The 14,870-nt window shown below is 65.2% G+C and carries 8 protein-coding genes; 2 read left to right on the top strand and 6 right to left on the bottom strand.

Features of this window, described 5'->3' with window-relative positions:
* Nucleotides 1–2,153, top strand: a 2,153-nt coding sequence (locus KA184_19175) for a hypothetical protein (protein MBP8131706.1), incomplete at its 5' end; no start/stop codon positions are given.
* 272 nt (nucleotides 2,154–2,425) lie between these two features.
* Here KA184_19175 and KA184_19180 read toward each other — a convergent pair.
* The 3 genes from KA184_19180 to KA184_19190 form a co-directional block, all read right to left on the bottom strand.
* On the bottom strand, nucleotides 2,426–5,341 hold the full coding sequence (locus KA184_19180; protein ID MBP8131707.1) for an O-antigen ligase family protein: 2,916 nt from the start codon (nucleotides 5,339–5,341) through the stop codon (nucleotides 2,426–2,428).
* A complete protein-coding gene (locus tag KA184_19185; GenBank protein MBP8131708.1) occupies nucleotides 5,338–6,471 on the bottom strand; it encodes an undecaprenyl/decaprenyl-phosphate alpha-N-acetylglucosaminyl 1-phosphate transferase in 1,134 nt (377 codons plus the stop codon). Before KA184_19185 ends, KA184_19180 begins: the two co-directional genes overlap by 4 nt.
* 68 nt (nucleotides 6,472–6,539) lie before the next feature.
* Nucleotides 6,540–7,655 carry a glycosyltransferase gene (locus KA184_19190; protein MBP8131709.1) on the bottom strand — a complete coding sequence of 372 codons (1,116 nt, stop codon included), beginning with the start codon at nucleotides 7,653–7,655 and terminating at the stop codon, nucleotides 6,540–6,542.
* A gap of 364 nt (nucleotides 7,656–8,019) precedes the next feature.
* On the opposite strand from KA184_19190, the gene KA184_19195 reads away from it, so the two are divergent.
* Nucleotides 8,020–8,919: a Gfo/Idh/MocA family oxidoreductase gene (locus KA184_19195; protein ID MBP8131710.1), complete on the top strand. Its 900-nt coding sequence runs from the start codon at nucleotides 8,020–8,022 to the stop codon at nucleotides 8,917–8,919.
* Nucleotides 8,920–8,923: 4 nt separating this feature from the next.
* Here KA184_19195 and KA184_19200 read toward each other — a convergent pair whose 3' ends face one another.
* The 3 genes from KA184_19200 to KA184_19210 all read right to left on the bottom strand — a co-directional run bounded on the left by KA184_19200 (nucleotide 8,924) and on the right by KA184_19210 (nucleotide 14,774).
* The gene (locus KA184_19200) at nucleotides 8,924–10,384 is read right to left on the bottom strand and encodes an outer membrane protein transport protein (GenBank protein MBP8131711.1); all 1,461 of its coding nucleotides are present in this window, start codon (nucleotides 10,382–10,384) and stop codon (nucleotides 8,924–8,926) included.
* Complete coding sequence (locus KA184_19205) at nucleotides 10,353–12,446, bottom strand: hypothetical protein (protein ID MBP8131712.1); 2,094 nt, start codon at nucleotides 12,444–12,446, stop codon at nucleotides 10,353–10,355. Before KA184_19205 ends, KA184_19200 begins: the two co-directional genes overlap by 32 nt.
* A 75-nt stretch (nucleotides 12,447–12,521) precedes the next feature.
* Nucleotides 12,522–14,774: a PAS domain-containing protein gene (locus KA184_19210; GenBank protein ID MBP8131713.1), complete on the bottom strand. Its 2,253-nt coding sequence runs from the start codon at nucleotides 14,772–14,774 to the stop codon at nucleotides 12,522–12,524.
* Between the last annotated feature and the right edge of the window lie 96 nt (nucleotides 14,775–14,870).

Below are 14,870 nucleotides of genomic sequence, written 5' to 3' on the forward strand. Positions count from 1 at the left end.
AGGCGAATGTGCTTGCGTTGAAGGTTGCCGGCCCAGGGCAGTTGGAAGAGCGCGACTACGACACGAAACAGGTCGAGGCCACAACCGGCTGGGACGATCACAACCCCTGGCCGCCGGACCTGAACGCGGGCGTGTGGGAGGACGTGTACCTCGAGGCGCATGGGCCGCTGAGTCTTGCGCATCCTTATGTCGAGACGGACCTGGACCTGCCCGCGCTCGACGCCGCGCGCCTGACTGCGTCGGTATTCGTGACGAACCACACGCAAGAGGAGATCTATGGCGAACTGAAGCTGGTCATCGAAGACAGGGTCGTGCTTGCCGAAGTCGCGCTTGGCCCCGGCGAGACGCGCGAGGTTGTGCTGACCCCCGGCGAGAATCCCGCGCTGAATCTGGCGCAGCCGCGCATCTGGTGGCCCGTCAACCTTGGCTCGCAGGAACTGTACGGGGCGCAATTCACGGTCAAGGTCAACGGCGCGGTCTCGGACAGCGCGGACGTCACGTTCGGCGTGCGCGAAGTGAACACCTTCCTCAACGACGAGGACTGGCGCACGTACGAAATCAACGGGCGGCGCGTGCTCATTCGCGGCGGCGCGTGGATGACCGCCGACATGCTGCTGCGGCTGACACCCGAGCGCTACGAGGCGTTGGTCCGCTACGCGAGCGAGGCCGGGCTGAATATGCTGCGATCGGAGGGGTTCTCGATTCGCGAGACGGACGAGTTCTACAACCTGTGCGACCGCTACGGCGTCATGGTCACGCAACAGATATTCGGCCGGAACCTTCCGGACGAGGCATTGGCGCTGGCCTGCATTGACGACATGATGCTGCGCGTGCGGCCGCACCCGAGCCTGGTTCATTTCCTTGGCCACGACGAAACATATCCGACTGACCACCTCGACGAAGGTTATCAGGCGCTGATTGAAAAATACCGGCTCCACCGCACGTATCAGCCGCACTCGGGCACATTCTATGTGCCCGAGCGCGCGCGCACCGGCGGCACGCGCACCGGCACGCGCGAATTGTGGACCTATGTCTCGCCCGAGCACTACTACCGGCGCACCTTCGACGGCGCGTGGGGCTTCGCGCAGTCCGGAGGCATCGGCGGCATCGTCGCGCACGAGGACAGTATCCGGGCAATGATGCCCGAGGACCAGCTCTGGCCGGCGCTCGATACGGAAGCGTGGTCGTTCCACAGCGTGGCCCAGGGCGGCGAATACTTCGACGCGTTCCGCGAGAGCATGAACGCGTCCTACGGCGCGCCCGCGAACCTCCTTGATTTCCTGCGCAAGGCCTATGCGATGAATTACAGCAGCGCCCGCGGCATGTTCGAGGCCTACGGACGCAACAAATACAAGGCGACCGGCATCACGACCTGGAAATACGACGCGGCGTGGCCGGCCGCGATCACGTGGCAGTATGTGGACTGGTACCTGCGCCCCACAGCGGCGTATTTCGGCGCGAAGAAGGCCTGCGAGCCGCTGCACGCGCAATTTGCCTACGACGACCGCGGTGTCTGGGTCGTGAATACGCATGGCCAGCCCTATTCCGGGGTCACGGTGACGGCGACGGTGCGCAACTTCGATCTTGTCCCCGTGTTTGAGAAAGAAGCCGTGGTTGCCGTCGAGGCGGACGGCAAAACGCAGGCGTTCGTGATTCCGGGGCCGGAGGGCTTCAGCGACGTGCATTTTCTGACGCTGGAATTGCGGGACGCGTCCGGCGCGCTTGTTTCGGACAACTTCTACTGGCTCTCCACTGTGCCCGATATCCCCGGCACGAGCGGCCACAACCTGAAGGGCCTCTTCTGGACCAAGCCGAAATCGCGCGCGGTCTTCACCCGCTTGAACGAGCTGCCGCCCGCCACGCTGCAGGCGGCGTGGCGCGTCACGGCTGAGGGCGGCACAACTGCCGGACACGCGACGATTGAGAACACAGGGCCCGTGCTGGCCTTTCTCGTGCAACTGGATGCGCTCGCCGGCGAAGACGGTCCGTCGATTGCGCCCGCGTATTGGTCGGACAACTACTTCAGCCTGCTCCCGGGCGAACGCCGCGAGGTGACAATGCGTATTCCCACGGCGGCCGCGGGGCCGAAAGCCTGCTTCCTGCGCTTGTCTGGATGGAACGTGGCGGCATCAGCCGTGAATGGGTCCGAATAGAGGGCTATTCAGGGGCGGTACGGATTTCCTGCCCGAGGCAGACAGGCGCCGTGGCGGCCGCGGCGTTACGGTCATCGCGATTATGTGCGACGGAAAACCCAGGGCGAATCCGCCTGCGGAGTTCGTCATGCTGCCGGGAGATGTGCTGGTGACGGCCGGCGCACTTGCACAGCCTGACATAGCCCGAAGTCCGGTGGAAATCAAGGCGCTGCCGAAAGATGAGGCCTTGAAGGATGCTACGCCGCCGCCCCTGATGGTTCGCGCGTGTCTGGTCAAAACGGCAGGCCGAGGCGTATGCGTTCCTCGTATACGGCCAGGGCCTTCTCGCGATACGTTTCGCTTTCTTCGAGGTATCGCTCGCCCTTTTCCTTAGACCCGTTCTCGATCAAAAGTTCGCCGTAGCCCTTCAGGGCGCCGCGCAGGTCCCAGTTGGCCTGGGACGAAGCTTCGGGGCGCAGGCGCTGCGCCCAGCGGTATTGCTCGATCGCCTGCTCGAAATAGGTCATGCGAGACTCGACGGGCGTGGACCGGCCCTTCTTCCACAGGCCTGCGCCGTAACGTGTCCGGAATTCCGACCGCAGCGGACTGCGCGCGACGGCCTTTTCGGCCCACTGCAGGTACCCGGCGAGGCAACGCTGGAAGCGGTCCTGTTGACTTCCGCCTTCCGTCACGTCGAGAAGCATGTCGTACCAGTCCAGAATATGCGCGGCGAAGTCGGGCCGGTGCGGGAACATGCGGTCCAGCGCTTCCAGTTCACGAATCCAAGCCTCGGCCGCGTCCATGGCGACCTCAAGTGCTGCCCACGGTTTCCTATTGAACCAAATCCAGGTCTCGCGCGTAAGCGGGTCGCCGGGTTCCAGGCGCCGCCAGCCGCCAGCCGCCGTGGGCGCGGCCAACGTGCCGATGCGTTCCAGGGTTTGCCGCAGTTCGTTGAGTTCCGCGTCCTGCGACAGGCCGGGCTGGAAGAACGTGAGCACATCGACCAGACGCACGCCCGGGACGCGTTTCGTTGGCTGCGCGCTGTTTCGCCGCGCCAGTTCCTGGTCCATGCCGTAATCAAACACGCCGCGCAGACAGGTGCGGCCCACGTCGAAGCGGTCTTGCAGCCGGTCCAGGCTGGCGACGTTCACCCAGTTGCCGCTGATGGCGTGGTTCTGGCGATAGACGCGCAGGCTCATTCCCGCGATGAGGGCCGCGCCTGTGAGCAGCGCCAGCACGATAATCTGGTGGGCGGTGTGCCGGCCGCCCGACGCCGTCTCCGTCCCCGCCTCGGCGGTTTGCGCGCGCGCATAGAACAGCGCCGCGATCAGACAGACGTAGAACACGAGCGAGGTGTTGTAGAAGTTGAAATCGACGAGCGAGTGAATGAGAAACGCCAACACGCCCGCGTAGAGTCCCGCCAACAGCCACCGGTCGGCGCGACGGTGCTCGCGCACTATCCGAACCGCGCCCCAGACCGCGAAATACGCCCAGAACCCCGTGAAAGCGAGGAAACCAAAGATCCCGGTTTCACATAGCGCTTGCAGGTAGTCGTTGTGCGCCGTTTGCACATCCCCTGCGTCGACGGTCTGATATTGCGGGTAGGCGACCCCAAAATTGCCCCAGCCAACACCCAGTAGCGGGTTGTCCGCGGCCATACGCAGCCCGACCTTCCAATACGTGGCCCGCAATGCGAAGGACGAGGGGTCCAGCAGGTCCTGCATTCGCACACTGGCGCCCTCTTCAAGCAATTGCCGGTTGACCTCGGGCATCTCCGGCGTGGGTGCGGCCGCGACCTCGCCTGTGTTCGCGGTAGCCGCGACGGGCGCGGGGGCCGCGTCTTGTGCACGGGCCTGCCCAAAGTTCAGCGCGACGGCGCCGCAACACAGCGCAAGCAGGGCTGCGGCCGCGGTGCGCGCCGCGGGCGCGGGCGCGCGCGGTCCGCGCCGCGCGGCCCAGAGGATAGCCGCGGCAGCGGCCGACGCCAGCGCGAGGGACAGCATGGCGCCGCGTGAGAAGGTCAGCCAAAGCGCGATGCATTGAACCACCACGAGGAAGAGAAAGAAATACGCGGTAAACGCGTACCCTGCGGGCCAGACCCCGCGCGAGACGGCATAACGGTACGCGATGGCCCCGTGCGCCACGCCCACGAGCACGGCGGCGGCGAAGGCCAGCGCGAACAGGAAGGGGACGTCCCTCTCGATGTGCGCGAGCATGACATATAGCGCAGTGATATAGAAACTGACTGCCATCGAAGTAATGAGCACCAGCAACGCCAGACGGAATGCGGCGGCCCGCGAAACCTTGCCCGTCTGCGCGCACGCTGTCTCGTTGTGGCGCAGCACGCCGTGCATCGCGGCGCCGATGCTCAGGGGAATGCCGAGAATCAGGAAAGCCCCGAGCGCGTTGGGGAAGAGCATGGTGCCGAAAGCACGGTTGATATTGAGCCGGCGCAGCAGTTCGGGCGTTGGTTCGGTAACGCCGAAAATGCGGTAGAGAATCCTGGGGTCTTTCAGCATTTCCTGGCGTGTGTAGTCGAACACAAATTCGTACTGCATCACGGCGTACACGGCATGACACAGCTCGCCCGCGGCGAACCCCGCGGCCACGACGGCCACCGCCGCGCGCGAGCGCAGCGCACTGGTTGCGAGCATGAAGAGGGCAAGGAATGAGGACCATTGCAGGATGCGGTGGTACGTGTTATCGAATTGATAGGTAGTCAGGGCCGTGAACGCGCCGGCAACGAGGAATGCGCCAAGCAGCAGGGCAGGGCCGGCATGCTGGATGCGCCCGCCGCGCATGAGCACGCGGACGCCCCACAACACGAAGAGGAACAGGGTCGCGCAAGTGAAGTAGGCTTCGTCGCCCGGGTACGTCTGGCCGTCGAGCCAGTGCCGCAAGAAGGCCAGCATCGCCAGGCCGAAACTCGGATGCGTCATGCCAAGGCCCGCGATGAGCGCCAGCGACGCGGCAACGACAAGCGCGGCTACGTCGACCCGCGCGAGCAGCGCGGAACCTGGGAAATAGAACTTGAGCAGCAGCAAGAAGAAGGCGGCGGCGGCGAATGCCGCCAAGGCGCCCAGCGCGGAATAGAGCACGCGGGGGCGGGGAAAGTCCGCGGGCCAAGACCGGACGGCTTCCGGGTTTGAAACGCCGGACGGTTGCGTGTTTCTTGGCGTGGAGTTCCGCGCGCTCTGTTTGCGACTCACTGGTGATTGCCTCCGCGTTTGTTGCCCGCGTTCATCAACAGCACGATCAACAGAAACACGCCGATGGTCTGGCCCAGGATGATCAGGGTGCCGGTCATTGTCGCGGTCGGCAGCAGCGCGCCGCCCAATCCGGCGACGGCGGCCACGAGCAGAATGAATTCAACCGCCTGCCGCGTGGACATGCCCAGGTCCACCAGCCGGTGCGAGAAATGGCGCTTGTCGCCGAGCATGATCGACTGGCCGCTGCGCCAGCGCAGGTACATCACGCTGAACGTGTCGAACAACGGCACGCTCAACGCGAGCAGCGGCGCGGCGACCGCGATCCGCGAACTGGCGGTCTGCGTGTGGAACGTGCCGACGACGGCGACCGTGGCCAGCATGAAGCCGCTGAACAGCGCGCCCGCGTCGCCCATGAAGATCCGCGCCGGGTTCAGGTTGTGATAGAGGAAGCCGCCCATCGCCCCGGCGAAGACCATGAGCAGCAGGCGCACGAATTCCTGCTCCGTTCCGTGCGTTTGCACGGCCAGAAAGAAGGAAAACGCCGCGATTACGGAGACGCCGCCGCAAAGCCCATCCATGTTATCCAGGAGATTGAGGGAATTCGTCATGAACACAATCCACGTGATCGTCAAGGCGGCGGAGAGCCACGCCGCGGCCGATTCGGGCAGCCATGGCAAGTCCACGAAGAACAGCCGGACTGAGATGCCGCACCAGACCAGCAGCCCGGCGGCGGCCAGTTGCACCACGAGTTTGGTCCAGGGCGATAGACGCTTGATATCATCCCAGACGCCCAGCGCGAAAATGAGCAACCCGCCGCCCGCGATGCCGGCCAGTTTCGAGCGGTGCCCCTCGCCCAGGGAAATGCGCAGGTTTTCCTCCAGCCAGCCGAGGCTGTAGCGCTCCATCACGAGCATGGCGCAGACGTGTGCCACGAGGCATCCGTAGAACGTGATGACAACGGCGGCGCCGCCAAGCAACGGGACCGGCTCCGCATGAATCTTGCGTTCGCCCGGGTGATCGACGATATTCCGGCGCAGCGCGAACCGGCGCACGGCTTCCGTCAGGCCCAACGCGACGAGAAACGACAGACCCAATGCGTATCCGTAAACCAGGTACTGATTGGCAATCATCCCATATCCTGTCAGGCTCCGCCGCGGCATGGACATCCTGCCCACACCTCACGCGACGGCATAAGGTTTCAATCCCGGCCAAGATGGCCGCGCCACACTTCCTGAAACAGCGCAAACTCGGCGCGCGCCGCCGTTTCCGCGTGGAAATCGCGCCGCACGCGTTCGCGAGCATACGCGCCCATACTTTCGCGGCGGGCCGGGTCGTCCAGGAGCGCATTGACGGCCTCGGCCAAGGCATCCGGGTCTCGTGGCGCCACGTTGAGCCCCGTCCGGCTGTCAAGGTTCGCGTATTCTACCCCCGTGCCGAGGCGCGTGGCCACCACGGGCTTGCCGCAGGCGTGCGCTTCCAGGATCGAGATGCCGAACGCCTCGCTGCGCTCGACCGAAGGGAATGCGAACACGGCGCAGCCGTGCACGTGCGCAACGAGGTCTTCGTGCGACAACTCGCCGGGAAAGGCGATGTCCACGCCCAGTTCGCGGGCAAGCGCCATGACCTCGGAACGCTCGGGCCCGTCGCCCGCGATGACCACCTTCGCGCGGATGCCTTGCGCGGCGCGCACGAGGTACGGCAGGCCCTTATAGTACCGGTGGCGGCCCGAAAACAGCACGTAATCGCGGCCATATTGCGCCCGCAAGGCCGCGACGCGCGCCGCATTCGGGTGCTCGAATTCCTCGGGCAGGATGCCGAGCGGCACGACGCGGCAGCGGTCGCGCAGTTCCGCGAGAATCGGCGAGGTCTCGACATATGCGGGCGATGTGGGAATGATGACGGCGGCCTGCCTCAGGAAATGCATCAGGAAAGGGCGGTACAGGCGCATGGCGCGGGCCTGGCGCACGACGTCGCTGTGGTAGCGCACGACGAGCCTGCCGCGCGGCCGCGCCAGCAGCCAGCTTAGTTCCGCCGTCGGGTTCGGCACGTGCACGACGACGACATCCGCCCGCATGCGCCGCAACCGCCACGGAAATGACGGCGAGAACGGCGCACTCTGAAACCGGCCCCATTCGCCCGCCTCGGTCACCCGCGTGCCGTCCCGCTCGACCACGCGCGTGCGCGGCGTGCCGCTGCAGACCAGCGCCTCGACCTCGGCCCATTGCCGCTGGTACCGGCACATCAGGCCGATGTGCCGCTCCATCCCGCCCGCGACGGGCGGGTAGAAATCCTTATATACGTGCAGGATTTTCATGAACGGAAGACGTCGTGCGCTTGCGGTTGACGCCGGACACCCTAACACGGCCCGATCCCGCTTTCCAAGACCGGGACATGGGGACAGCCACGTCTCCGCTCGAAGACTCGCTCCGCCTGTGGCAGTCCCCGAAACCGTTCGTGCCCGTACTCGTAATCGCCCACGGCCGCCGCACCTCACCGGGTCACACCGGAACGGGGCGAGGACGCCGCGTCTACATTGCCTTCTCCGGCGAAATTTGCCAGAATCGCCCGCAAGTCCTAACCGTGTGGGGAGTATTGACATGAGATACGTCGTGGTTACTTTGGTGTTGACGGGGGTTCTGACTGCCGGCGCCGCATTCGCGGACGATATCCGCGTGGGCATGATCGGCCTCGACACGTCGCACGTGATCGCGTTCACGCAATTGCTGAACGACCCGAACGACCCGAATCACGTGCCCGGAGCCAAAGTCGTAGCGGCGTACAAGGGCGGCAGCCCGGACCTCGAATCGAGCAGCAGCCGTGTCGACGGCTATACCGAACAGTTGCAGCGCGATTTCGGCGTTCAGGTCGTCGCGTCCATCGAGGAACTCTGCACCCTGGTCGACGCTATCATGCTCGAAAGCGTCGATGGCCGCCCCCACCTCGAACAGGTCAAGCCCGTGTTCGCCGCCGGGCTGCCCGTATTCATCGACAAGCCGCTCGCGGGCTCCCTGCGCGACGCCATCGCCATCGCCCGGCTCGGCAAGGAACACAATACGCCCTGGTTCAGTTGTTCGTCCTACCGCTACTACGAATCCCTGACCTCGCTGTTGCAGCAAGACGTGGGCGACATCCGCGGCGCGGTTTCGTGGGGCCCGTGCAGCCTCGAAGAACATCACCCGGACCTGTTCTGGTACGGCGTGCACCCGACCGAGGCGTTGTTCACCGTGCTCGGCCGCGGCTGCGAGTCGGTGGTGCGCACGACCACGCCCGACACCGACGTGGTTACCGGCGTCTGGTCGAACGGGCGCGTCGGCACGCTCATCGGCCTGCGCAACCAGGCCACGCCGCACAAGGTCGTCATTTTCGGGACCAAGGCGGTCGTCGAGCAGGAGGAAAGCGGCGATTACGCGCCCATGGTTCGCGAAGCCGTGAAGTTCTTCCAGACCCGCATCGCGCCCATCGACCCCGAGGAAACCATCGAGATGTTCGCGTTCATGGAAGCCGCCGACGAGAGCAAACGCCTCGGCGGCGCGCCCGTCAGGATTCAGGACGTCATCGCCAAAGCCACCGCGGAATGACGGCCTAGAAATAGATCACTGTCGAGAAGTAGAGGTAGTGCTGGCGCACGTCGGCGTCGGTGGACTTGAGTCCGAAGGTGTCCTTGCGCACGTCGTCGCCCCAGCGGTACTGATAGGCGATGTCGAGGTTGACGCGGTTGCGGATGAGCAGCCCGGCGCCCAGCGCGATGCCGTAGTAGTCGTCGGGCTTGCCGTCGCCCTTGGATTCGAGGCCGAGCGCGGGGCCGAAGCCGAACCAGAGGTCGTCGCGGTGGCTGGCGGGCTCGGGGTCGTAGAAGACGCCGGCGCGCAGGCTCGGCAGGAAGTCCTGGCGCGGCTTGGTCGGATCGACAAAGACGTATTCGGCGCCCAGGCGCACGGTGTAGGTGGGGTCGTGCGGGCTGAGAAACTTGGGCAGGCCGGTGACGCCGGAGGTGCGTCGCGGCGTGACGAAGCCGAAGCCACCGCCCGCGGGCGCGAGGGTCAACGCGGATTCGTCGATGATTACGAAATCGTCCCATTCGCGGCGGGTTACGTCGAGCGAGAGCGTCAGCTTGTCGTTGGGGAAGCGGTAGGCCATGCCGAACCCGAGCGCGTCGGGGAAGGTGATTTCCCGGTCTCGTTTTGTTGTGGTGCGGAAAATGGGCACGCCGCCCATGTGCGAGCGGAACCGGCGCGTATACTCGACCTCCGCGGTGAAACGCGTGTGGTAGACCATACCGAGGCTGAAGCGCGCGGTGGGCTTGAACAGGAGGCCCATCGTGTAGTTGATGCCCTCGAAATCGTCGTAATTCTCCTCGACGGAGTAGTGGCCGAACGAAGCGGGCGTGACCACGCCGTTGGTGCTGAAGAACGAGGCGCCTTTCTGGCGTGTTTCCCACTCGTTGCTCGAGATGAGCGACTGGTCCCACAGATTGACGGCGAGGCCGAGCGACAGGCGGTCCGTGATCTCGAACGCGATTGCTGGCGTGAGGGTCGAAAGACTGCCGCGCTGCGCATAGTCGCCGCGGAAGCGCGCGCCCGTGATGCCGCCCGCGCCCGCCGTGAAGAACCGGACGTCGTACTCGAGGCTGCGGTCGAAGTCATACTGCCGCTGGTAATTGAGGCTGAGCAGCAGGTTGCGGCCCGCGATCGTCCGGCGCACGGGATAGACCACGCTGGCGTAGTTGAGGTCGTCCAGGTTTACGCCGTGGTCGTCATCCATTCCGGGGAACACGCGCGAATCGAATTCCTCGTTGAAGCGTTTCCAGCTGTAGACGAGCGAGAGTTCCGGCCGTTCGAGTTGGGTCAGGCCGGCCGGGTTCCAGGACGCGGCGGTCGCGTCGTCCGCAATCGCAATGAACGCGCTGCCCATGCCGAGCGCGCGAGCGCCGCTGCCGACCTTGCTCGGCGACGAGTTGATCTGCAGTTGCGCCCAAGCTGCCGCCGGGGCCAGCAGCACGGCCGCAACCAAGCTACATAGTAATAGCCGGCATGCCTTTTTCAAGCTGGGTCCCCTCCTCGGTCGTTTCCACCGTTTTCGCGCGGGCGCCGCTCGATTGCACGCTCTGCACCTTCGCGCGGCCCACCTCCACGTACTCTCCGGGCGCGAGCACTTCGCCCGTGGCTTCATCGACCCAGGGTTCTTCCTCGCGCACGACGAGCATATACGCGCCCGGGCGGACGCCGTCCTCGGGCGTCCAATTGACCAATACCTCCGCCCCGGCGTCCTGTGGGCGCACCGCGAGCAATTCGCCGGACAAGCGCGGGAACAACTCCGCAAGCTGGCTCACGATGGCCGCGCAGCCCGCCGCGACCTTGGCGCGGTCGTCCTTGTTGTCGATGAACGCGTCGAGCGTCGCGATGACATCCGATGTCTCGGTGCTGATCGCGCGCGCTTTCAGTTCGAGCCCTTGCTGATCGCGCGGGAACACGTCCGCCACCAGGAACACCTGCGCGGGCGTCAATTTGCCCAACTGGATCGCCTCGTTCGGGTCGCCGAGCGCGGCGGACAACTGCTGCTCGGTCAGCACGTCCTGCAGGCGCGTGCGGTCCACGATGCGGAACCGCTCGCCGTTGACCAGTTCGCTCTCCGTCGAGACCCGCAGCAGTTCGGCCAGTGCCGGATCCACGCCGTTGCCCGCGAAAGCCAACACGGCTACGGGCATGCGCGATTCGCGGCTGTTGAGCATAACCGGCCGCACCTGGACCTGAAATTCCCTGCTGATCGTCGCGCCGCCTTCGTCTTGCGCCACGATCGACACGGGCACCGTCGCGGCGGCGCCGTCGTCTTCCGGCATATCGATGGGGATGCGGCGGTTGAAGCTCTCATGCGGCGCGCCGGTCAGTTCCGCGAACGGTTCGCCGTTGATGGTCAGCGACGCAACCTTCGTTTCCGTGACCACGTCGCCCGCGATGCGCAAGGTCCGGTTATGCCGGTAGGGCCTGTCCGGGTCAGGCGATTTCAGACTGATGCCGGGCACTTCTTCCGGCGTGGCGGTCAGCACCAGTTGCAGCATGCCCGCGCCGTTCCCGGCGACCCGCAACGACTCAGGCTGAGTCTGTTGCAGGCGCCAGAGCCGTGCGGCAGGCGATTGCGGCTGCCCGCGGAACACGCGGATGGCCGTGCGCGTCTCGTTGCCCGCGAGGTCGCGCGCGGCGATCACGACAATGTTCTCGCCGTCCGACAGCGGCACCTCCTGCTGGAATTCGAGCCGCGGCGCGCTTTGTGTTTCCGCGACGGCTTGCCCGCCGACCGCGACGGACGCCACGCCATACTTGTCCACGGCGGCGCCTTGCACCAGAACGGTTGCCGCATCGGTGACGAGCGCGTCCGCGGGCGCGAAGACGCCGACGGTCGGGCCGGTCAGGTCTACGGTCACTTGGACATCCTGCGCGAACTTCTTATCCGCGAGGTCCAGGGCCTCGAGTTGCAGGGTCTGCGCCCCTTCCGTGAGGATGACTTCCTCCGAAAACGCGAGTTGCCCGGGGCTGCCGCGCTGATAGAGGGGCCTGCCGTTGACCGTGACGCGGTTCACGCCGACATCGTCCTGGGCGGTGATTTCGAGCTGCACCTCCCTCGTGGCGACCAGCGCCCCCATCGGCGTATCCACGCTGACGGCGGGTGCAACGGTGTCCTGGACCGTGCCGTCTTGAATGCGGGCCCTGGTCACGAGATCGAGGTAATAGTGGGCGCGCTCCGTGTCCACGGCGTCGAGGGACCGGCGCAAAAACTGTTCGGCGAGCTCGAGATTGCCCGTCTGGTAATAGACGACGCCCAGTTCGCGGTTCGGGAAGTATTCGACAAAATGCAGTCCGTAGGTGCGCGCGCGCCACGTGTCGCGCGTGTATCCCTGGAGCGCCCTTTCGAAGTCCGCCTGAGCCTCTTCATGGAATTGCCCGGCGAGGTATGAGGCGCCCCGCTCGTAATAGCTCCACCAGCGTCCTCGAAAAACGCCGCGCGTGACCCCGTAGCGCACCCCGTCGCGCTCGCGGTACGCGACAGACTCCGTTGCGCAACCGGCGGCGACGACGCCCAGGAAGAAAAGGGCGGCCAGTCGCTTGTACATGGTTAGATCTGCCTCCTACCTGTGTAAAGCCTAACACACGGCGCGGTTATTGTAAATCACCGGCCTGGGCTCAAGTCATCTCCTGCCGTCTCTGCCGGCGGGCTCCGGGGCAGGCAGGAACAGGTCCTGCACCCGGGCCACGAAATCGGAGACGAGAAACGGCTTTTCCATGTGCGGCCTGCCGGATTCTTCGAGGAATTTGCGGGTTTCGTAAGTCATGGTGTCCGCGGTGATAAACAGCACGCGGGCCGCGAGGTCGGGGTGGGCGCCGCTGAGGAACCGGTACAGATGCTGGCCGTTCAATTCGCCGGGAAGCTGGATATCGATGACCAGCCCGTCGCAGGCGCTGCGGGAAATCAGGGAGAGCGCCTCGGCGCTCGTAGCCGCGGTTTCGATGATGTAACCGTGGCGTTCGAGGGCGGTTCGCAGCAGTTCGAGCAGGTCCAGTTCGTCATCGACGATGATCACGCGGCGCGCTGTTCCGGCCTTGCCGGAATCCGGGTCCACGCCGGCGGTTTCGTGGGGGCCGTGGAACAGGGGCATTTCGAACACGAAACAGGTCCCCGGTTTGCCGGAGTTTTCCAGGAACAGCCGGCCGCCGTGTTCCTGGGCCAGATACCGGGCCAGACTAAGGCCGAGTTCGGCCGCCGCGCCTTCGCCGCGCGCGGAAATGAACGGCTCGAAAAGCCGTTCGCGCGTACTCTCGGGGATTTCCGGACCGTTGTCGCACATCGCAACGCGCACCGAATCGCCGGAGGCTTCCACGGTGACCGCGACTTCGGAAGCGCCGACGTGGATCGCGTGTTCAACGAGGTTGGTGCAGATCTGGCTGAGCTGTTCCGGGACGGCCAGGACGAAACAGGGTTGCTGCGGATAGCTCCACCTGAAACGGCAGCGGCTCGAATTCACGTACAGCGGCTGAATGGATTCCCGAATCAGCGCAACCAGGTTCGTGGGGACGGTCTCCCCTTTAAGACCCTGGCCGAACTCGAGCAGGTCGTCCACAATCCTCTTGCAGCGCAGGCCGTTGCTGAGCAGGCGCCCCACGGCGTCCGCGGTCTTCTCGGGCGTCATGCCGGTCGCGAGCATTTCGGCGAAACCGATGACGATGCTCAGCGGATTACGCAATTGGTGCGCCACGGTGACGGCAAGCTGCGAGGCGAGGGAGGTTTGCTGGTGTTCGATGAAAGAGCGTTCGAGCGTACGGTACCGCGTAACGTCGCGCAGGATGGAGATGATGCGGCTGACCGTGTTCGACGGGGTGCGCTGAGGGGCGACCACCACCTCGATCCACCGTTCTCCATCCTCGCGCCTGTACGGGACGACGTCGCGCAGGGTCCGGCCCGATTGCATTACCGAGATCCAGGCGGGGGGCGCCTCGGCGTCTTGAGCCCCATTCAGCAACGCGTGGCAATAGGCCGGCGGCAAATCGGAGTGGTCGTCCATGAGCTTGCGCGCGAAGTTGCTTGTAAAGAGGACCTCGCCGTTCAGGTCAATCAATTGAAATCCGATACCCAGGACTTCCGCGAGGTCGTCAAACAAACTCAGCCGGTGCACGAGCGGAAAGGAGGAAGGTTCGGCAAGGTCGGTGATGCCCACGGCCAGCCCGCAACGGAGCCCTTGGTCGTCGAACATGGGATGGAACGTAAACCTGCAGGGCAACGGCGTTCCTTTCGAGGAACGCAATGTGCCGGTGAAGGCCTGCGGCCCGGCGGCGCGGCGTTGCCGCAATGCTCTGCGAAATTCCCGTGCGGTCTCGGGCACACACCACGCTTCGATCGCGAGGCCGGTCAGCGTCTCCTGACGCATGCCCATCAAATTGGCGCACGCAGTGTTCGCCAGCGAGATGTGGCCCTCCGCGTCGAGCATAAGACAGGGACCACCGAGGACTTCCATGATCGTGGCTTCGCGGCGGCGCGCGGCCGCGAGCACCTCCCGGTCAGCCTGTTCACAGAACCGGGTCAATTGCTGCACGTATTCACGCTCGACCTGGAGCACAACATCATAGACTTCAGACACGGCCGCGTCTTTGATTCTTGCGCAGCAGAAGTCCAGCAGCCAGCGGCGGTGGCGGTGCACCTCGGCCACCAGCGTCTCCGCGGTCACGCCGCGCGCGCGCGCCCACGCAACAATGCGCGCGACGTACTCGTACGTGTGCCCCGAGTCCCCACGCAAGAGCGCGGCGATACTGCGCAACCACTCCAAGAGGGCAGCTTCCGTGGCACGGGCCTGCTCCGAATCCAGGCGTTCCAGAATCGCGCGCGCGAACTCGGCCGCGTCCCTATCGATTACCTCCGCAAGCGCGCGCGCTGTCTTTTCTGCCGCCATATCAGCACAACCCTCTCCAATCAGGCTCCGCATCACTCCGGGCGTGCGCAACCGGAAGCATTCTATCACGGTTCGGGACGGGCTGTCTTGCGCGGA

Source organism: Candidatus Hydrogenedentota bacterium (genome assembly GCA_018005585.1).
Classification (GTDB): domain Bacteria; phylum Hydrogenedentota; class Hydrogenedentia; order Hydrogenedentales; family JAGMZX01; genus JAGMZX01.